Raw genomic sequence first — 19344 nt, forward strand, 5'->3', positions numbered from 1 at the left:
TTCACTTCATCAAGTGGGGATGAAATATGTCTCGTGCGGCTAAAAAAATTACCATTCCGGTTAGTATCGGCTACGGACTAACGGATATTATGGGTGGCGGTGCATTTACCGTGATCGGCGCCTGGCTGTTATTTTTCTATACGACATTCGTTGGGCTATCGCCGGTTGAGGCAGCCTCCATTGTCGCCATCGCGCGTATTGTTGATGCCATTGTCAGTCTGTTTATGGGAAGTTTCACCGATCATTTTTACAAAAACTATTTTGGTAAAAAATTTGGTCGTCGACGCTTCTTTTTGCTGATCGGCGCGCCGTTAATGCTGGTCTATGCGTTACTGTGGCTTGATGGCATGACCTACGGTTTTTATCTCGCGGTCTATCTGGCGTTTGAAATTATCGCCGCGATGGTATTGATCCCCTGGGAAACGCTGCCATCGGAAATGACAAAAGACTTTAACCAGCGCACCAAACTTTCTACCTGTCGCATGTTCCTTTCTGCGTCCGGTACCTTCCTTGCGACGTTCATTCCGGGGCTGCTGATTGGCTATTTTGGGGAAAACAGCGCCCATGCTTATCTGATTAACGGCGTTATTTTTGCCGTCCTGTTTATGGTTTGCGTCTTTATCTCGTGGAAGGTGACCTGGGAACGCGAGTTAACCCCGGAAATGCTGGCCGAGCTTGAAACAAGCACGGCGCCCCGAACGCTGACGCAAAAGCTGGCTGCCTTTGGTCGTCTCTTTAAAGAGTATGGTTCAACGCTGAAAATCCGGGCCTTCAGAAAACACCTTGCCATCTACCTGCTGTCGTTTACCGGGAAAGATGTCTACAACACCGTATTTGTCTTCTTCTGTGTTTACTGCCTGAATGTCTCTTCGTCGCTTGCCGGCACACTGCTGTCGATGAGTATCGTCGGCCTGCCTGTCACGCTGATTGCGGGAGTGGGGATCATTAAATTCGGGCCGTCGAAGCTGTATGTGTTTGCCTACTCGCTGATGATGCTCTGCCTGGGCGGCTTTTTCGCTGTGTATCAAATTCCGGCACTTAATACCGTCGCGACGCTGGTTGTTCTGGCCGGGTTATATCAGGTCGGTCGCTGTGTGCTGGAGTTTACGCCATGGAACGTCTTCCCGTTCATCCCCGATATTGACGAGATGGTTAGCCGCCAGCGTCGCGAGGGGTTGTTCGCGGCGGTGATGACCTTCTCCCGCAAAACGACCGTGGCCATCGCCACCTTTATTGTGGGGCTGCTGTTACAGAATGGCGGCTTTGTGAAGGGCAGCCAGACACAGCCGGAGGAGGCCATTCATACCATCGCAATGCTGATGTTCATCGGGACTGCGGGCTTACTCATCCTGGCGTTGTGGCAGGCATTAACGTTCCATCTGAACAAGCGTACGCACAAGATCTTCGTGGATGAACTGGACCGCCTGAAAGCAAACGGTTCTCCCCAGCTGGTGTCCGCCGAAGCACGCCGTGTGGTGGAAGATTTGACGGGGTATTCCTACGACAGGCTGTGCCGTGAGCCTGCTGGCCGTGCAGGCGCAGAACCGGCGCGTAATCCTGTGTAACGTTGGTATATATCTTTTTGAAAGATGTCACACAACTTAATTTTGATATCACACCAGTTAGCGCAAAGTTAATGTAAATCAATGTTCCGCTGAACATAACCCGTATGGTGGTGGGCAAGGCACCAGGGGGTTACTGCCATTCTGGCTGGTGTAGTCAACATGCGCGACCGCGCCTACGTGCGGTCGCAGAACTCAGCTTCATTAATTAAACGAGTCTCAACCATGGAAAACCGATTATTACAGGCGAAAGCGACGCTGCCTCAGTACGATCGCGGCAGCCTCCAGGCACGCATTGTTCATTTAGGGTTTGGCGCGTTCCACCGTGCACACCAGGCGGTGTACGCCGATATTCTGGCCGCTGAACACGGCAGCGACTGGGGTTACACAGAAGTGAACCTGATTGGTGGCGAACAGCAGATTGCCGATCTGAACGCGCAGGATAACCTCTATACCGTGGCCGAAATGTCGGCGGACGCGTGGACATCACGGGTCGTCGGTGTGGTCAAAAATGCGCTGCACGCGCAGGTTGACGGGCTGGAGGCCGTACTGGCGGCGATGTGTGAGCCGCAGGTGGCGATTGTGTCGCTCACCATCACCGAAAAAGGCTACTGCCACTCACCGGCCACGGGCAAACTGATGCTCGATCATCCATTGATTGCGGCCGACCTGCAAAACCCGCATCAGCCCAAATCTGCGCCGGGTGTGGTGGTTGAAGCGCTGGCGCGACGCAAAGCGGCGGGGCTGCCTGCCTTTAGCGTTATGTCCTGTGACAACATGCCGGAGAACGGCCACGTTATGCGCAATGTCACCTGCGCCTATGCCCGCGCGGTCGACGCGGAGCTGGCCGCGTGGATTGAGGCCAACGTCACCTTCCCGTCAACCATGGTGGATCGTATTGTGCCTGCGGTAACGCCGGAAACGCTGGATAAAATCGAACAGCTTACTGGCGTACGCGATCCGGCGGGCGTGGCCTGCGAGCCGTTCCGTCAGTGGGTGATTGAAGATAACTTTGTCGCCGGACGTCCGCAGTGGGAAAAGGCGAGGGCGGAGCTGGTGGCCGACGTTATTCCGTTTGAAGAGATGAAGCTGCGGATGCTCAACGGCAGCCATTCTTTCCTGGCGTACCTTGGCTATCTGGCGGGTTATCAGCACATTAACGACTGTATGGAAGATGAACACTACCGTCGTGCCGCCCACTCGCTGATGCTGAAAGAGCAGGCGCCGACGCTGAAAGTAAAAGGGGTTGATTTAGGCCACTATGCCGATCTGCTGATAGCGCGCTACAGCAACCCGGCCCTGCGCCACCGGACCTGGCAAATCGCGATGGACGGCAGCCAGAAACTTCCGCAGCGTATGCTCGATTCCGTGCGCTGGCATCTGGTGCATCAGAAACCTTTCCCACTGCTGGCGCTGGGTGTGGCGGGCTGGATGCGCTATGTCGGCGGGGTGGATGAACAGGGGAACGCCATCGACGTGAGCGATCCTCAGCTGGCGGTGATTCAGGCCGCGGTCAACGGGAGCGCGGAAGGGGAAAGTCGGGTGAAAGCCCTGCTGGGCATTGAAGCCATCTTCGGTAAGGAACTGCCGCACGACACGTGCTTTGTGGAGGCGGTCATGACGGCGTATCAGACCCTTCAGCAAAAGGGCGCGAAAGCCACGGTTGCGCAGTACGCGGCACTGCTGTAATGCAGTCATGCCGCCGTTCGCGGCGGCATGATGTCGCACCTGTTAGTGCATACCCAGGCGAATCAGTTCAATCGGTTCGAACTTACCTTCGCATCCTTCCACTTCCACCGTTTTGCTGCGACGTACCTGCGCGGCATCCAGTCCCTCGCTGTGGATCGCTTTAATTACCCCGGTATGCCCGGTACCGTTAATCATTACGCGGCTGCCGGTGGTAATTGCATTACGGTTACGGTCGTAAGTCATCATGGTATTTTCTCCTCGCTAACACATCCGTTACGGCGCTATTTCAGGTTGTGCCGTCCACGGGGCACTATAAATACGCCTCTCTGGACATCATTTTTTTGTTTTTGATCAAACTCACACTTTTTTCTTCATTTCGGCAGGGCGATGACGGTTCACGACGGTAATTTACAAAGCGGACAGTTATTTTCTTTAATTGATAATTTCAACCAGTGAGCGTTTAAGTCTGGTTTATATTCCTGATGGCACTCTGGATGCAGTAAATAACGTTTCCTGGAAATAAGGAGTCAGGCTTATGTATAAGAAAATCTTGATGCCTGTTGATGTGTTTGAAATGAATTTAAGCGATAAAGCGGTGCGGCACGCGGCTAACCTGGCGAAGGCTGAAGGTGCATCGATAACCCTGGTCAACATTCTGCCCAACAGCAGCCGCTCGTTACTGCGCGGATTCAATGCAGATATCAGGAAGTTTGAAGAGTATATGACCGCAGAATCCAGCAAAAAGATGAAGGAGTTAACGCGTCTCTTCGATCTCTCTCCGGAGGACATTCATTGTGAGGTGCGTTTCGGCAACGTGCGCGATGAAATTATCAGGATGAGCAAAGAAGGGGAATATGACGTGATTGTTATCGGTTCAAAAAACCCGACTATCACCACGCATCTGCTGGGTTCAAATGCGGAATCTATCCTGCGCTACGCCACTATTCCGGTCCTGGTTGTACGCTAATCTCTCCGCCGCGCCGAAAGGGTGCGGCGAATTTAATCTTCGCTAAACCACTCGCTGTTTTCCTGCCGAATAAGCTGCACGGATTCGCTGATCTCCTGCAGATGGACGGTCATCGCTTTTTCCACACCGTCAGGGTCGCGTTTTTCCAGCGCGCTGAAAATATCATAATGCTGTCGAAGCAACATTTCCGGTGGCGAGACGTGGTCAAGACTCATATAACGCACACGGTCGATCGTGGCTTTAATGTTTTCAATGGTATCCCAGGCCAGCTGACAATCGGCAATTTGCGCCAGCTTCTGGTGAAACTCATCATCGAGCTGAAAGAAGTCGTTAAGCTGTTTGCGGTCGATGGCAATACGCTGCTGATGCAGGTTTTGCTCCAGCCAGTAACACTGGTTGTCATTCATCAGCGTGGCAGCACGCCGGGCCACCGCGCACTCAATGGCCTGACGGACAAAACAGCCGTTACGGACCTGAGAAAGCGATATTTTATTCACATAGCTGCCGCGCTGCGGGCGGATCTGAATCAGGCCGTTTTCAGCAAGCTTGATAAACGCCTCACGTACGGGCTGACGGGAAACGTCAAAACGCACGGATACCTCTTTTTCTGAAAGCGGGGTACCTGGCGGGATCAGGCAATGCACAATATCACGTCGTAATATGCGATAGATTTGCTGGTTAACGGGCTGGGTGGGATTGAGTTGCGATTCAGCGGCCATGAGTTGTCATTTCTCAGAGAGTTAGCCTGAACATACTACCATTCTTTTATACCCTGATACAGACCCGGCCCGCAGGCCGGGAAGGGCAGAGTCAGCCACGATGAACGTTAAGTCCGGCAAAGCTCTGGCTGACAGGCATCATCTCTACGGTGTTGATATTGACGTGGTTTGGCAGCGTCGCGACCCACCAGACCGCTTCAGTGACATCTTCCGGCGTCAGCGCGTTGGCATTTTCGTAGGTTTTATCTGCTTTCGCGTCATCGCCTTTGAAACGCACGTTGGAGAATTCGGTACCGCCCACCAGGCCCGGCTCGATATCCGTGACGCGAATGGCGGTGCCGTGCAGATCGGTACGCAGGTTCAGGCTGAACTGACGCACGAACGCTTTTGTCGCACCATAGACGTTGCCGCCCGCATACGGCCAGCTTCCGGCGGTCGAGCCGATATTGATAATGTGGCCGCGATTGCGCTCCACCATGCCTGGCAGCACGGCGCGGGTCATATACACCAGCCCTTTGTTGTTGGTGTCGATCATGTTTTCCCAGTCTTCCACGCTGGCTTTGTGCGCGGGCTCCATACCCAGCGCCAGACCGGCGTTGTTGACCAGCACGTCAATGGCACGCCACTGCGCGGGGAGGTTGGCAATCATCTCTTCAATGGCGGCGCGGTTGCGCACATCAAGCTGCGCGGTCAGGATATTGTCACCCAACTCTTCTTTCAGCTCCTGCAGACGCTCCTGACGGCGGCCGGTGGCAATCACCTTGTGGCCGTTGGCGACGAAGCGACGCGTGATGCATTCACCAAAACCTGCCGTTGCCCCGGTAACTAAAATAATCATCTCACTGTTCCTCAACGCTTTTTGTGTTGTACTAACATAGCACGCCCTGAGAGGGTGCGTTAAGGCATCATTTGTATGACCGCATTGCGGTCAATGGCGGCCTGGCCTACTCTGGGAAAGTTAACCGTTATCAGGAGTAAAAGATGTCAACCCGTAACCCTTTTTTTGACATTAGCCTGCTGCCTTATCAGGCCCCGCGTTTTGATGAAATCAACGACAGCCACTATCGCCCGGCATTTGATGAGGCCATACGCCAGAAGCGGGCAGATATTGACGCCATCGTCGCGCAAACGGCAGCACCCGATTTCGATAATACGGTACTGGCGCTGGAGAAAAGCGGTGCCATGCTAGCGCGCGTCAGCAGTATTTTCTTTGCCATGACGTCGGCGCACACCAATGCCCGCTTACAGGAGCTGGAAGAACAGCTCTCAACCGAGCTGGCCGCGCTGGCCAATGATATCTGGCTCAACGACACGTTATTTTCCCGCGTGGAGAGCGTCTGGCAGGATCGTGAGGCGCTGGATGCTGAGTCCCGCCGACTGGTCGAGGTGACGCACCAGCGCTTCGTGCTGGCCGGGGCGCGACTGAACGACGCTGAAAAAGCTGAACTGAAAGACCTGAACACACAAGTCGCGTCACTGATCAGCCAGTTCAACCAGCGACTGCTGGCCGCAGATAAGGCGGGCGGGCTGGTGGTGGATTATGTTCACCAGCTTGAGGGGTTAAGCGCAGAGGAGATCGCCACGGCTGCTCAGGCCGCCGCCGATAAAGGGCTGAAGGATCGCTGGCTAATCCCCCTCCTGAACACCACCCAACAACCTGCGCTTTCACTGCTTCGCAATCGACAGACCCGTGAAAATCTGTTCAACGCAGGCTGGCTGCGTACGCAGAAAGGCGATGAAAATGATACCCGCGAGTTGATCCTTCGTCTCACGGCATTGCGTGCACGCCAGGCGCAGCTTTTGGGCTTTGACGACTTTGCGAGCTGGAGCATCGCCGACCAGATGGCAAAAACGCCGGAGGCCGCACTGACCTTTATGCGTGGAATTGTCCCTGCGGCGCGCACACGTGCGGTGCAGGAGCAGGCCGATATCCAGAAAGTCATTGATGATGAGCAGGGCGGCTTCACCGTGCAGGCCTGGGACTGGGCCTTTTATGCCGAGCGTGTGCGTCAGGCGAAATATGCCCTGGATGAGTCGCAAATTAAGCCGTATTTTGCGCTCAATAACGTACTGCATGATGGCGTATTCTGGACGGCCAGCCAGCTGTTTGGCATCCGCTTCGTCGAGCGCTTCGATATTCCGGTGTATCACCCGGACGTCCGCGTGTGGGAAATCTTCGACCACACCGGAGAAGGCATGGCGCTGTTCTACGGCGATTTCTTCGCCCGCGATTCGAAACAGGGCGGAGCGTGGATGGGGAATTTCGTCGAGCAATCATATGAATTTGCCTCCCGTCCGGTTATCTACAACGTGTGTAACTATCAAAAACCCAGCCACGGAGGCGCCGCGCTGCTCTCCTGGGATGATGTAATAACCCTGTTCCACGAATTTGGTCATACGCTGCACGGCCTGTTTGCCAGTCAGCGCTACGCCACGCTGTCCGGGACCAATACCCCGCGTGATTTTGTTGAGTTCCCGTCGCAAATCAATGAGCACTGGGCCAGCCACCCGCAGGTATTTACCCACTATGCCCGCCATTACGAGACCTGCGAACCGATGCCGGACGCGCTGCGCGAAAGCATGCTCAACGCAACGCATTTCAACAAAGGCTATGACATGACGGAAACGCTCAGCGCCGCGCTGCTGGACATGAACTGGCACGGCATTCGTGAGGCCGTTTCGAGCGTAGAGGAATTTGAAAAAGCAGCGTTGGAAAAAGAGGGGCTGGATCTGCCCGCCGTACCGCCACGTTATCGCAGCAGCTACTTCGCGCATATCTTCGGCGGCGGCTATGCGGCAGGTTATTACGCCTACCTGTGGACGCAGATGCTGGCGGACGATGGCTATCAGTGGTTTGTCGAGCAGGGCGGTTTAACCCGCGAGAATGGGCAAAAATTCCGTGAGGCGATTCTGTCGCGCGGGAACAGCACGGATTTAGCTGAACTGTACCGAACCTGGCGCGGGCACGCTCCGAAGATTGAGCCGATGCTGGAGAATCGCGGGCTGAGCGAGTAGCGTCATTTTTGGCTTAAACAGGACCGGGCGGAAGCCCGGTTTTTTTGTCCAGTTTCTCTTCTCGAAAACGCCTCTAATTTTGCTCCGCACTGGCGAAGCAGTTAAAGCTAAGGGTTTCGTCTGGTATGCAACAAATTTCCAATAACATGCACAAGTAGATTTTGTCGTATGGTCAAATTCTGGTAGGATTAATCTTAATTTTTTACTGATGGAACAGGAACATGAAGAAAATTGTTGGTGTGTTATTACTTTCTTGCTTACTCGTCGGGTGCGATAAACCCAAAATTGATTCTTCAACTGATGCTGCAATGAAATCCTCGATAGCCAAAGTCAGAGATTCACTTCCGGAAAATAAACGGGAGGAATTCGATAGCGCCTTAAAGGTTGTGGCATTCAGTAACATCAATATGGCTGACCTGATGCGTTCCACTTCAAATAATGATAACGAAGAGATAAGCAAAAAGATGCGCGAAGGCCTGTCTGGTAAGACGGGTGAAGAAATAATCTCTTACGCACAGCAAGTCACTGCTGAGAGAGAGATGAAGTTAAAAGAAAAGATGACTCAGGAAATCAAAGCGCTGGAACAGAAAAAAGCTGACGCCGACGTGGCTAAAAAAGAGTTGATGAAAATCCAGGTTTTATCATCCAGATTTACCATGGAGCCTGAGCAAGACGGTAAGCCACAACCCGTAATTAGACTGGTTGTTAAAAATAATACTGATACCGTTATCTCCAGAGCGTACCTGCACGGAGTGATGGCAAGCGAGGGATACTCAGTACCATGGCTGGTAAGTAATTTTTTCTATGATATTCCTGAGGGGCTTAAGCCAAATGAAGAAGCCACATGGGCTATTGCCCCCCCTAAGAATTCTGAATGGGGTGTACTTTATGCCCCAAAAGACGCTGTTTTGACTGTGACACTCGTAAGAGTGGACGGTACTGATAATCAGATGTTGTATGATGCAACAATTTTCACTGAGGAAGATTACAGCAGGCTTGAAGAGTTGAAGAAAAAAAATCTCTGATCTTTAAAGACTAACCGACCCGCCAACCGGCGGGTTTTTTATGCGTTGAGGAAAGGTGGCGTTGCAAACGGCGCATCGGTGTGGGCATCGGCTTCGCTGATAACTATGACTTTATGTTTCCGAGGGGCATAAAATCGTTTTAAACAGCCTAATTAAAGATATCTATTTTTTTTTGACTTGAACACAAACACAATATTCATCAGTTTCGCTAACTCCTTATTAAACATTCTTATTATTGCAAAAACGAGTAAAATAAAGAATGACGCGCGGGATTTAACGGGTTATAAACTTTACCTCTCTTAACACTTTTGTAACGTCATTGAGGTAAACCCGTGAAGCAGGTTGGCATTGTTGGTTGGCGCGGTATGGTTGGGTCAGTATTGCTGCAACGCATGGTCGAAGAAAATGATTTTAATGATATTGCAGCCAGTTTTTTTAGTACGTCTTCTGTTGGGGCACCTGGGCCTGTCATTAATGGTGTCCGTTCGCTACTCAAAGATGCGTATTCCCTGGATGCGCTGGCGGAAATGGATATCATCATTACCTGCCAGGGCGGTGAATATACAAAATCGATGTATCAATCATTAATTGATCATGGTTGGGAAGGTTACTGGATCGATGCCGCATCAGCGCTGCGAATGGACGAAAGAGCCTGTATCATCCTGGATCCTGTGAACCGTGAAAATATCGATGATTCCATCAAAAAGGGCGGTAAACTTTTTGTAGGCGGAAACTGTTCAATCACCTTAAGCCTGATGGGGCTCGCCGGTTTGATCAAGGCCGATCTCATTGAATGGATGAGCGTGATGACCTATCAGTCAGCTTCGGGGGCGGGTGCAAAGCACGTCCGCGAGTTGATCGCCCAAAGTGCATTTGTCACCCGAAACTTAACCCCCGATGAGCTGGAAAACGCAGGCTCGGTGCTTCCTCTGGTCAATAAAGTCAGCGAACTGATTAATAGCAGTGACTTGCCTGTTGAGAATTTTGGCGCGCCGCTGATGGGGAGCATCATTCCCTGGATTGATAGCGACCTGGGGGATGGCAATAGCCGCGAAGAGTGGAAGGGAGAAGCAGAAACAAATAAAATCCTTGGCCTGAAAAAAGGCACCATCCCGGTTAATGGTCTGTGCATTCGTGTCGGTGTAATCAGGTGCCATAGTGCGGCCATTACAATGAAACTCAAACGCGAAGTGGATGAAGCTGAATTTGCTAAAAGGGTAAGCGACGCTCACCCTTGGGTAAAATACGTCCCTAATAATAAAGAGGCCAGCGTCAGCCAGCTTACTCCCGCACATATTAGCGGCACGCTTAAGGTTGGCGTAGGGCGTTATAAAAAAATGGCGCTAAATAATGAACCTGTTTATTCGGTATTGACCGTTGGGGATCAACTATTATGGGGGGCAGCGGAACCATTACGCCGCATGCTTAATATTTTGCTTAACAGAATATAATGGGTTTAGACCTGTTGTTCATTATTAGCTGAAAACAGAACCGGGCGGACAGTCCGGTTTTTTATGCGTGTTAATGCGGAATAATTTGATCTGGGTTAAAAAAATAAACAATGTTTTGCTTAAGGAGGCTTCGCTATAAAAATTTGTGTTTTTTTGCCGATAACTGTGGATAGCACAAAAATGACGTAATAGCAGTTAAGAAGGCGAAGAATGACCATACCTCAGAAGACCCCTGGCTTTACGGATAGCGAGCATTCTAAAGGACTGATAAATAAAACGTTTGCCTATATTGTTACCTTGTTGATAGGTATTTTTATCGCAGCGATAGTGTCATTGCTGATCATTAAAAACAATGTTAATAAAATCAGCGATAAACATGACGAGTTTTTGTTAAGGCAAGCATTAGACGCCCGCCAGGAAAACATGCGCAGCCATTTGAAAGACAATGCTGAGTGGGGAGATGCTTACAAACATCTTCATCAAAAAACTGACCTGAACTGGGCATGGGATAAGCAGAATCTGGGCAAGTCTCTGTATGATAACTTTGGCTACGAAGGCGTGTTTGTGCTGTCCCCGGAGGAAACCACCCGTTACAGCGTGCTTGACGGGAAACTGAAGCACGAAGAGCTGGAACGCTGGTTAGATCAATCCACCATAGACCATTTACTCAGTGAGACGGGCAGTAAAAATGGACTGCCGGTCTCCATGCTCACGCTTATCCATTCCGTCCCCGCCATAGTTTCTGCGGCATGGATAACGACGGGAGATGATACCAGCGTGCAGCCGTTGCCCGGTAAGCCATCAACCATGTTGTTTATCGACACCTTAACGGCTAAGAAACTGCTTGCGATTGGGCACGATGCAGGGATCGAAAACGTCCGCGCGGTCTCTTCTGACGCCCTTGCTGAGACAGACAGTCTGACAGCATTAACGTTACGTACCCAGAATGGCCCAGTCCACATTATCTGGGACACAGAAAACCCCGGCGAGGCATTGATCATTTATTTTTTACCCTTGCTCATTCTGTCTGTTCTTCTGACCCTCGTGCTGACGGCGATCCTGATGCGTCATATTTTGCATAAGGCAAAAATTCATGACGAAAATATTTTTCTCCTTGAGCAGGCTCGGTTAAATCTGATTACCAGTGAAAAACGCTTCAGGGATGTCAGTGAAACCACCAGTGACTGGTTCTGGGAAACGGATTTATCGTTAACGATCACCTGGCTATCAGGGCGTTTTACGACTGTCACGGGCTATGACGAGAGTCAGTGGCTGGGACGCAAGCTGGATGCGCTTTTTCCTTCGACAAACGGTTTATTAAATACGTGCGTCAGGCGGCGTGAGTTATCGGGGCGCTTTGAATTTAAGAACTGCCCGTACACTAACGCTCAACGGTCAACTTCGTACTGCACTCTTCTGGCAAAATTCTCTGCTCAGCCTGATGGCACGGTGGTTTTACGGGGGGCGGCATCGGATGTTTCTCTGGAAGTGGAAGCCACCAAACGTGTTGAATTCCTGTCACGCCATGACGAATTAACGGGCCTTCCCAACCGGTATCATATTAAGGAGTTCCTCACAGGACAGTTGGCTAAAGAGGATATCCACAATTCCCCCTTTGCCATGATTTGCCTTGATTTGGACAAGTTTAAACCCGTGAATGATATTTTCGGCCACTCAACGGGCGATGCCCTGCTTGGTGAGGTTGCCTTACGGCTTAAACAATGTGTTCGTCGCGGTGATTTTGTCGCACGACAGGGCGGGGACGAATTTATGCTGCTTCTCGACAACACCCGGCACCTGGACCACATAGAAGAGGTGTGTCATCGCATCGTGCAAGAACTCAACCGCCCGTTCACCATTGATGGCAATGATGTGACCATCGGCGTCAGCATGGGCATTGCTCTGGCTCCCCAGGACAGTACCAGTGCAAACGACCTTTTACGCTATGCTGATATTGCGCTTTATCAGGCTAAACAATCCGGTCGAAACCGATGGGTCTATTATCGTCAGGATATGTCGGAAAAGCTGACCGAGCGCAGAAAGCTGGAATTAGCGCTAAAGACCGCAATTCGGGAAGACCAGCTCTATCTGGTTTATCAGCCGCGTTATAACCTCAGACATTCACGCATCGACGCCGTAGAAGCCCTGGTTCGCTGGCAGCATCCTGAACGCGGAAATATGATGCCCGATCAGTTTATTCCACTCGCTGAAGAAACGGGGCTCATCATCAACCTTAGCAACTGGGTCATTCGTAAGGCCTGTACAGAGACGCATGAAAAACTGCCGGGGCTTTCGGTTTCAGTCAATATTTCAGCCATTGAATTCCAGGCAAGCGATCTCGCCGAAAGAATAAAAGCTATTCTTGATGAAACCGGGCTTGAGCCTACCCGGCTGGAAATAGAGGTGACTGAAAATGTCACGCTCGCTAATCCAGAGAAAACGTTGCAGACCATGATGGCCCTGAAAAAAATGGGGGTGCGTATTCTGATTGATGATTTCGGTACCGGCTATGCCTCTCTGAGCTATCTGCGGAAGTTCCAGTTTGACGGGTTAAAGCTCGATAAAAGCTTTATTTTTTCTTTAGGGGATTCGACACAGAACCAGTCGGTGGTCGAGAAGATCATCGATCTGGGTAAAGCCTATTCCATGGAGGTCACCGCAGAAGGTGTCGAAACCGTAGAACAATTGTCGTTCCTGAAGAAAAATAAGTGTGACGAAGTCCAGGGATATTTACTCGGCAAACCGGCGGCGATTGCAGATTTAAATCTAAAAACCAACCACGTAATCTATTAAGGGTACATGCTGCTTGCCTGGGCCTGCTGATCCGGTAGGCCGGGTAAGCGCAGCCTTACCCGGCGTGCCTGTAATCAAATCGCGTAGTTTTCGCTCTGACGTCTGGCTGATAAACTCGGCTCAACGTTTTGATTTCCCGGCGAACTTGAGATTCAGGCCGCCGCTAACCGAGCCAGCCATCCCGACAAAAGGCAGGAAGTATGTCTCTTCGTTCACTGCGGGCGTTGTGCCTGACGAGTTTTTTTATCGCTGACGTCCGTGACGGTCTCGGTCCTTTTCTCGGTATCTTCCTGACGCAGCGGCACTGGACGCCGGATGACATCGGTTTGCTGATGACCGCCGGAGGTCTGGCAGGACTTCTGGCCACGCTGCCGGCGGGGTTCATCACCGACACCACCAAAAACAAACGTTCCGTTCTGGCGCTGCTCTGTTTACTGATCACCCTGAGTACGCTGCTGCTCTGGTTTAGCCAGCAGAGTGGCGTTGTCGCGCTCTCGCAAATTGTCACCGGCATCTGCGCGGCGTTCGTGGGGCCGCTTATCACCGGGATCACTCTGGGGCTGACGGGGCAGAGCGGGTTTAGCGCGCAGATGGGCAAAAATGAGGCGTTCAATCACGGTGGAAATTTCCTCACGGCACTGATCGCCGGGTGCATTGCGTGGTACTGGGGCATTGGGGGCATCTTCCTGCTGATGACCTGTACAACGCTGTTAACGCTCTGTTCGCTGCTGGCGATACGCGATAAGGATATCGACAACGAGGCGGCGCGCGGCCTGAACGCGTCAGAACATCAGCCGGTGCCGGGTTTTGCGGTACTGATGAAAAACAGAGCCCTGTTCGTGACCGGGCTGACGCTGCTGTTGTTCCATCTGGCGAATGCGGCCCTGTTGCCGATGCTCAGCATGCGGGTCGCTGCCGCACCGGCCAGCGTTAATCCCGGCGTGTTTGCTGCGGCGACGGTGATTATTTCGCAGGCGGTGATGATCCCGGTGGCTATCCTGGCCTCCAGGCGAATCGAACGCTATGGTTACTGGCGTTTAATCATGCTGGCGCTGTTAATCATGCCGGTACGCGCGGCGCTGGCTGCGTCTACCGATGCACCGTTTATGATGATCCCGGTACAAATTCTTGATGGTCTTGCCGCCGGGATCCTGGGCGTGGTGGTGCCGTCATTTATCGTGGTGCTTTTGCGTGGGAGCGGGCACGTTAATGCCGGGCAGAGCGTGGTCATGCTGATGCAGGGGGTTGGCGCATCGATGAGCCCTGCCTTAACCGGGACGATCGCCGGACACTACTCTTTTGCGACGGCCTTCAGTGTGCTGAGCGCCATTGCCCTGGCTGCTGTCCTGCTCTGGTGGCGTTTCCCGAACCGGACCTGGCAGACCGATAACGCCCCGGACGGGGCGTAGCGTATGTGCCGGGCGCAACCGCCACCCGGCATGCCAGGCTTAGACTATCTCGTTAGGACACGCTTCGCCGTTTTCCAGCTGCTGTAAATTCCCCAGCGTGGTTTCGGAAATGCTGATCAGCGCCTCAGCGGTCAGGAACGCCTGGTGCCCGGTAAACAGCACGTTATGGCAGGCTGACAGGCGACGGAACACGTCGTCCTGAATGACGTCGTTAGACTTGTCTTCAAAGAACAGATCGCGTTCGTTCTCATACACGTCCATCCCCAGCGCGCCAATTTTCTGGGTTTTCAGCGCTTCAATTGCCGCCTGAGAGTCAATTAACCCGCCGCGGCTGGTGTTGATGATCATCACGCCGTCTTTCATCTGCTCAAACGCGGTCTGATTCAACAGGTGGTAGTTTTCCGGTGTGAGCGGGCAGTGCAGGGAGATCACGTCAGACTGGGAGAACAGGGTCGGGAGATCGACATATTCCACGCCCAGCTCCAGCGCGGCTGCGCTTGGGTACGGGTCAAACGCCAGCAGGCGCATACCAAAGCCTTTCAGAATGCGCAGGGCGGCCACGCCGATTTTACCGGTACCGATCACGCCTGCGGTTTTACCGTACATGGTAAAGCCGGTCAGTCCTTCCAGCGAGAAGTTTGCATCTCGGGTACGCTGATAAGCGCGGTGAATACGACGGTTCAGGGACATCATCATACCCACAGCATGTTCCGCGACCGCTTCCGGGGAGTAGGCCGGAACGCGAACCACCTTCAGCCCCAGCTCTTTCGCCGCATCAAGATCGACGTTATTGAAGCCCGCGCAGCGCAGGGCGATATACTTTACGCCGTGCTTTTTCAGCTCTTCCAGTACCGGACGACTACCGTCATCGTTCACGAAGATGCAGACGCCTTCACAGCCGTGCGCCGTTTTAGCGGTTTTTTCGGTCAGCAGAAAGTCGAAAAATTCAAGATCGAACCCGTAAGCCTCGTTAACATGTTGCAGATACTTTTTGTCGTACTGCTTTGTGCTATATACCGCGAGTTTCATAAGACTTTCTCCAGTGATTTTACATCCACGTTAGCATGATTAAAATAATCTTACAATTTATAAAATATTATTTAAATCAATAAGTTCTATCAATTATTTTAGAACATGTGAGGTTGCTAACTCCATGATATTCTTACTCCCGGACGTTACTAGGGTAAATGTAGCCAGGGACAACCAAAGGAAAAATACATGGAGTTTGGCACTGCACACGATCGGGTCTTATGGATAAAGGATGGCAACAGGCTTCTAAAACAGCAATAACCCGTTGCAGTATGACAGGTTGGCAGATGTATCAGATAGCAGAAGGGAATTGATTATGTCGCAAGAATTTGAGTTGCCATTAACCCCACCCGTTTGGCCTGCCTTATGCTATTTCATTGTATCAATAGTCGTTTTCCTGTTGCTGTATGTGGGGAAGCTGAAGGTGAATGGACTTGGTAAATACCCACTGTTCATTGTTTATACGTTGTTCGTGATCGGCATGGCCGCAGTACAAATAAACATCTTTGCGAATGGTTATGAGTTTGTGCACGGATTTTTACGTATCGATTTTGATCCTTATCGGTATGACTCGGTCTACTGGGGTTCGCTGATTTTCTCGCTCCTGTATTTGCTGGCTCTGCCACGTAACCGCTACTAACAGGGTTCACTTACTCTGAAATTTTGTCTCGCCTGATGCGTAACCTCTTGAATCTCATTTGACTTCTTCAGGTTGCGCAAAATGAAAAATTTCCCCCAGCGGGGCAGTGCATCTATCCTTATATCGGGCATTTACTTCAACTCACTTGCTAAACATGCGACAATGATCGGCACTGTCGGCTTAATTCTCTCGCTAAATCAGGATATTAACTGCCCATGAAGGGTAAATACAAAGCCGCGATTGCGCTCTTATTGCTGTTGATTTTATTGCCGCTGACGCTGCTAATGACGCTCGCCCAGTGGGTACCGACCCTCGCCGGTATCTGGTTGCCTGTCGGTACACGTATCGCCTTTGAGGAAAGCCCCAAACTGACCCGTCACGCGCTGGTGATCCCCAATCTGCGCTATCTGGTTGAGGATTGCGAGATTGCCAGGGTTGAAAACGCCACGCTGTCGCACCCCAGCCGCTGGAATCTGGATATTGGTGCGCTTGAACTTAACACGGTGTGCCTCAGTAAAATTCCCCAGTCAGCCCCCTCAACCGTTGCGCCAAAAACCCTGGCACAGTGGCAGTCGGTGCTGCCAAATACCTGGCTCACTATCCGCCGTCTTACCCTGTCTCCCTGGCAACAGTGGGAAGGGGAACTGCATGCCTCACTGACGCCTGCGGTACAGGCGGTGACCTACAACGGTGAGCAGGTCAGTTTCAAAGGGCAGCTACGCGGCCAGACTCTCTCGGTCAGTCAGCTTGATGTACAACTCCCCGGCCAGGTGCCGCCCGTAAAACTGGTGGGTGAGTTTACCCTGCCGCTGGTGCCGGATGGCGTGCCGGTGAAAGGCCATGCGGTCGCGACTTTTAACGTGCCACAGCTCACCTCGCTGGTCGATGCCGACCTGGACTGGGAGGAGAATCAGGGGCAACTGCTGGTGATGGCGCGGGATAACCCCGATCCGCTGCTCGATTTACCGTGGCAGATCACGGCACAACAGCTGAATATCAGCGACGGACGCTGGAACTGGAACCTGTCCGGCATGCCGATGAGCGGCCGCGTGGGTCTCCGGGTGGATAACTGGCAGCAGGGGCTGGAAAAAGCCACCTTTACCGGACGCCTCAATGTTCTGACTCAGGGCGATGCCGGGAAGGGTAACGCCGTGCTGAATCTCGGGCCGGGCAGGCTCAGCCTGGAAAATAGCGACATGCCGCTTCACCTGAGCGGCGAGGCCAAACAGGACGATCTGGTGCTTTACGCCAGACTCCCGGCCAGACTGACCGGCAGCCTGAACGATCCGCAGCTTGCCTTTGAGCCGGGCGCGCTGCTGCGTTCGCGCGGACGCATTATTGATTCGCTGGATATCGACGAAATTCGCTGGCCGCTGGCGGGCGTGAAGCTCACGCAAAAGGGCGTGGATGGTCGTCTGCAGGCGATTCTGCGCGCCCATGAGAACGAGATGGGGGATTTTGAACTCCACCTGGACGGCCAGGCCAACGACTTTTTACCCGATAACGGCCTCTGGCAGTGGCGTTACTGGGGCAAAGGTGGCTTTACGCCAATGAACGCGCGCTGGGATGTGGCCGGGAAAGGCGAATGGCGCGACAAGCTCATCGAGCTGACCGCGCTCTCTACCGGCTTTGACAAGCTGCAGTACGGCACCATGGAAGTCAGTAAACCGCGTCTGGTGCTGGATAAACCGGTACGCTGGGTTCGTGACCCTGTCACGCCGACATTTAGCGGTGCGCTGTCGCTCAATGCCGGAGAGACCCGTTTTGCGGGCGGCAGCGTGTTGCCCCCGTCGGTGCTGACCTTCAGCGTTGACGGAACAGACCCGACGATATTCCAGTTTAAAGGCGATCTGCATGCCGAGGCCATCGGCCCGGTGCAGGTCAACGGTCGCTGGGACGGGGAACGCCTTCGCGGTCAGGCCTGGTGGCCAAAACAATCCCTTACCGTGTTCCAGCCACTGATCCCGCCAGACTGGAAAATGACGCTGCGCGACGGTGAGCTCTATGCGCAGATGGCCTTCTCTGCCGCTGCCGATCAGGGCTTTGAGGCTGGCGGCCACGGTGTACTGAAATCCGGTAGCGCCTGGATGCCAGACAACCAGATCAACGGTGTGGATTTTGTGCTGCCGTTCCGTTTTAGCGAGGGTACCTGGTCGCTGGGCACGCGCGGCCCCGTTACGCTGCGCATTGGTGAAGTGGAAAACCTGGTGACCGCGCGCAACATCACCGCAGACCTGCAGGGTGACTACCCGTGGAGCGAGGAAAACCCGCTGCTGCTGACCAACGTCAAGGTGGAGACCCTCGGCGGGAAAATCACCATGCAGCAGCTCAGAATGCCGCAGCATGACCCGGCGCTGCTGCGCGTGGACAATATCTCCTCCAGCGAGCTGATCAGCGCCATTAATCCTAAGCAGTTTGCCCTGTCTGGCCCGATAAGCGGGGCGCTACCGTTCTGGCTGGACAATGAAAAATGGATCATTAAAGATGGCTGGCTAACCAACCCGGGGCCGATGACGCTGCGTATTGATAAAGACACCGCTGATGCCATCGTTAACGATAATATGGTTGCAGGGGCAGCGATTAACTGGCTCCGCTATATGGAAATTTCACAGTCGTGGACAAGACTCAATTTAGATAATCTGGGTGAATTAACCATGCAGGCGACCCTCAAAGGCACCAGCCGGGTTGATGGCAAAAGCAGTTCCGTAAATCTTAACTACACCCATGACGAGAACGTCTTTACTCTCTGGCGTAGCCTGCGCTTTGGAGACAATCTACAAACCTGGTTTGAGCAACACGCGGCGCTACCTGGTATCCGCAATTCGACTGGCAAGGAAAGTGAGGAACAACAATGAAAATGAGGGCTGGTGTACTCACCGTCGCCGTTGCCGCGCTCTTGACCGGCTGTACGCCGCGCATTGAAGTCGCTGCGCCGAAGGAGCCGATCACCATCAATATGAACGTCAAAATCGAACATGAGATCCACATTAAAGTCGATAAAGACGTTGAAACCCTGCTGAAATCGCGCAGCGATCTGTTCTGAGG

Annotated in this window: 15 protein-coding genes; 11 read left to right on the forward strand and 4 right to left on the reverse strand. The window is 52.7% G+C overall.

Features of this window, described 5'->3' with window-relative positions:
- The first annotated feature begins 26 nt into the window (after nucleotides 1-26).
- Nucleotides 27-1565: an MFS transporter gene (locus ACQG22_RS10630; RefSeq protein WP_058679424.1), complete on the forward strand. Its 1539-nt coding sequence runs from the start codon at nucleotides 27-29 to the stop codon at nucleotides 1563-1565.
- A 222-nt stretch (nucleotides 1566-1787) separates the two neighbouring features.
- Complete coding sequence (locus ACQG22_RS10635; RefSeq protein WP_369706519.1) at nucleotides 1788-3251, forward strand: mannitol dehydrogenase family protein; 1464 nt, start codon at nucleotides 1788-1790, stop codon at nucleotides 3249-3251.
- Nucleotides 3252-3293: 42 nt separating this feature from the next.
- On the opposite strand, the gene ydfZ is transcribed toward ACQG22_RS10635, so the two are convergent.
- Nucleotides 3294-3497 carry a putative selenium delivery protein YdfZ gene (gene ydfZ / locus ACQG22_RS10640; RefSeq protein WP_013096785.1) on the reverse strand — a complete coding sequence of 68 codons (204 nt, stop codon included), beginning with the start codon at nucleotides 3495-3497 and terminating at the stop codon, nucleotides 3294-3296.
- A gap of 289 nt (nucleotides 3498-3786) precedes the next feature.
- Between ydfZ and ACQG22_RS10645 the strand changes: the two genes are divergently transcribed.
- Entirely contained in the window at nucleotides 3787-4218 is a 432-nt protein-coding gene (locus ACQG22_RS10645; RefSeq protein WP_038419309.1) for a universal stress protein, read from the forward strand.
- A 32-nt stretch (nucleotides 4219-4250) separates the two neighbouring features.
- On the opposite strand, the gene ACQG22_RS10650 is transcribed toward ACQG22_RS10645, so the two are convergent.
- Nucleotides 4251-4937, reverse strand: coding sequence for a GntR family transcriptional regulator (locus tag ACQG22_RS10650; protein ID WP_013096780.1), 687 nt, complete (start codon nucleotides 4935-4937; stop codon nucleotides 4251-4253).
- Nucleotides 4938-5028: 91 nt separating this feature from the next.
- Nucleotides 5029-5775, reverse strand: a complete 747-nt coding sequence (ydfG, locus tag ACQG22_RS10655; protein ID WP_020688209.1) for a bifunctional NADP-dependent 3-hydroxy acid dehydrogenase/3-hydroxypropionate dehydrogenase YdfG — start codon at nucleotides 5773-5775, stop codon at nucleotides 5029-5031.
- 143 nt (nucleotides 5776-5918) lie between these two features.
- Between ydfG and dcp the strand changes: the two genes are divergently transcribed.
- The 5 genes from dcp to ACQG22_RS10680 all read left to right on the forward strand — a co-directional run bounded on the left by dcp (nucleotide 5919) and on the right by ACQG22_RS10680 (nucleotide 14630).
- Nucleotides 5919-7952: a peptidyl-dipeptidase Dcp gene (dcp, locus tag ACQG22_RS10660; protein WP_346720570.1), complete on the forward strand. Its 2034-nt coding sequence runs from the start codon at nucleotides 5919-5921 to the stop codon at nucleotides 7950-7952.
- Between the two features lie 221 nt (nucleotides 7953-8173).
- Nucleotides 8174-8977, forward strand: a complete 804-nt coding sequence (locus tag ACQG22_RS10665) for a DUF6694 family lipoprotein (RefSeq protein WP_346720571.1) — start codon at nucleotides 8174-8176, stop codon at nucleotides 8975-8977.
- Nucleotides 8978-9309: 332 nt separating this feature from the next.
- A complete protein-coding gene (gene asd, locus ACQG22_RS10670) occupies nucleotides 9310-10428 on the forward strand; it encodes an aspartate-semialdehyde dehydrogenase (protein WP_346720572.1) in 1119 nt (372 codons plus the stop codon).
- A 210-nt stretch (nucleotides 10429-10638) separates the two neighbouring features.
- Nucleotides 10639-13221 carry a bifunctional diguanylate cyclase/phosphodiesterase gene (locus ACQG22_RS10675; protein WP_346720573.1) on the forward strand — a complete coding sequence of 861 codons (2583 nt, stop codon included), beginning with the start codon at nucleotides 10639-10641 and terminating at the stop codon, nucleotides 13219-13221.
- Nucleotides 13222-13421: 200 nt separating this feature from the next.
- Nucleotides 13422-14630, forward strand: coding sequence for an MFS transporter (locus ACQG22_RS10680; protein WP_369706518.1), 1209 nt, complete (start codon nucleotides 13422-13424; stop codon nucleotides 14628-14630).
- Between the two features lie 39 nt (nucleotides 14631-14669).
- Here ACQG22_RS10680 and ACQG22_RS10685 read toward each other — a convergent pair whose 3' ends face one another.
- Complete coding sequence (locus tag ACQG22_RS10685; protein WP_013096773.1) at nucleotides 14670-15659, reverse strand: 2-hydroxyacid dehydrogenase; 990 nt, start codon at nucleotides 15657-15659, stop codon at nucleotides 14670-14672.
- 316 nt (nucleotides 15660-15975) lie between these two features.
- Here ACQG22_RS10685 and ACQG22_RS10690 point away from each other — a divergent pair, with 316 nt between their 5' ends.
- The 3 genes from ACQG22_RS10690 to ACQG22_RS10700 all read left to right on the forward strand — a co-directional run bounded on the left by ACQG22_RS10690 (nucleotide 15976) and on the right by ACQG22_RS10700 (nucleotide 19342).
- Nucleotides 15976-16299 carry a hypothetical protein gene (locus ACQG22_RS10690; RefSeq protein ID WP_045901071.1) on the forward strand — a complete coding sequence of 108 codons (324 nt, stop codon included), beginning with the start codon at nucleotides 15976-15978 and terminating at the stop codon, nucleotides 16297-16299.
- Nucleotides 16300-16514: 215 nt separating this feature from the next.
- On the forward strand, nucleotides 16515-19154 hold the full coding sequence (locus ACQG22_RS10695) for a YdbH family protein (RefSeq protein ID WP_102752572.1): 2640 nt from the start codon (nucleotides 16515-16517) through the stop codon (nucleotides 19152-19154).
- Nucleotides 19151-19342, forward strand: a complete 192-nt coding sequence (locus ACQG22_RS10700) for a YnbE family lipoprotein (protein ID WP_020688201.1) — start codon at nucleotides 19151-19153, stop codon at nucleotides 19340-19342. The genes ACQG22_RS10695 and ACQG22_RS10700 overlap by 4 nt, the downstream gene beginning before the upstream one ends.
- The last annotated feature ends 2 nt before the right edge of the window (nucleotides 19343-19344 follow it).

It is taken from the genome of Enterobacter cloacae complex sp. 309I3, assembly GCF_050031595.1.
GTDB lineage: Bacteria > Pseudomonadota > Gammaproteobacteria > Enterobacterales > Enterobacteriaceae > Enterobacter > Enterobacter cloacae.

Bases quoted from the DNA above. Each gene is read 5' to 3' on its own strand.
- ACQG22_RS10630 (WP_058679424.1), top strand. From the start codon at position 27: ATGTCTCGTGCGGCTAAAAAAATTACCATTCCGGTTAGTATCGGCTAC.
- dcp (WP_346720570.1), top strand. From the start codon at position 5,919: ATGTCAACCCGTAACCCTTTTTTTGACATTAGCCTGCTGCCTTATCAG.
- ydfZ (WP_013096785.1), bottom strand. From the start codon at position 3,497: ATGATGACTTACGACCGTAACCGTAATGCAATTACCACCGGCAGCCGC.
- ACQG22_RS10675 (WP_346720573.1), top strand. From the start codon at position 10,639: ATGACCATACCTCAGAAGACCCCTGGCTTTACGGATAGCGAGCATTCT.
- ACQG22_RS10690 (WP_045901071.1), top strand. From the start codon at position 15,976: ATGTCGCAAGAATTTGAGTTGCCATTAACCCCACCCGTTTGGCCTGCC.
- ACQG22_RS10665 (WP_346720571.1), top strand. From the start codon at position 8,174: ATGAAGAAAATTGTTGGTGTGTTATTACTTTCTTGCTTACTCGTCGGG.
- ACQG22_RS10685 (WP_013096773.1), bottom strand. From the start codon at position 15,659: ATGAAACTCGCGGTATATAGCACAAAGCAGTACGACAAAAAGTATCTG.
- ACQG22_RS10695 (WP_102752572.1), top strand. From the start codon at position 16,515: ATGAAGGGTAAATACAAAGCCGCGATTGCGCTCTTATTGCTGTTGATT.
- ACQG22_RS10700 (WP_020688201.1), top strand. From the start codon at position 19,151: ATGAAAATGAGGGCTGGTGTACTCACCGTCGCCGTTGCCGCGCTCTTG.
- ACQG22_RS10650 (WP_013096780.1), bottom strand. From the start codon at position 4,937: ATGGCCGCTGAATCGCAACTCAATCCCACCCAGCCCGTTAACCAGCAA.
- ACQG22_RS10680 (WP_369706518.1), top strand. From the start codon at position 13,422: ATGTCTCTTCGTTCACTGCGGGCGTTGTGCCTGACGAGTTTTTTTATC.
- ydfG (WP_020688209.1), bottom strand. From the start codon at position 5,775: ATGATTATTTTAGTTACCGGGGCAACGGCAGGTTTTGGTGAATGCATC.
- ACQG22_RS10645 (WP_038419309.1), top strand. From the start codon at position 3,787: ATGTATAAGAAAATCTTGATGCCTGTTGATGTGTTTGAAATGAATTTA.
- ACQG22_RS10635 (WP_369706519.1), top strand. From the start codon at position 1,788: ATGGAAAACCGATTATTACAGGCGAAAGCGACGCTGCCTCAGTACGAT.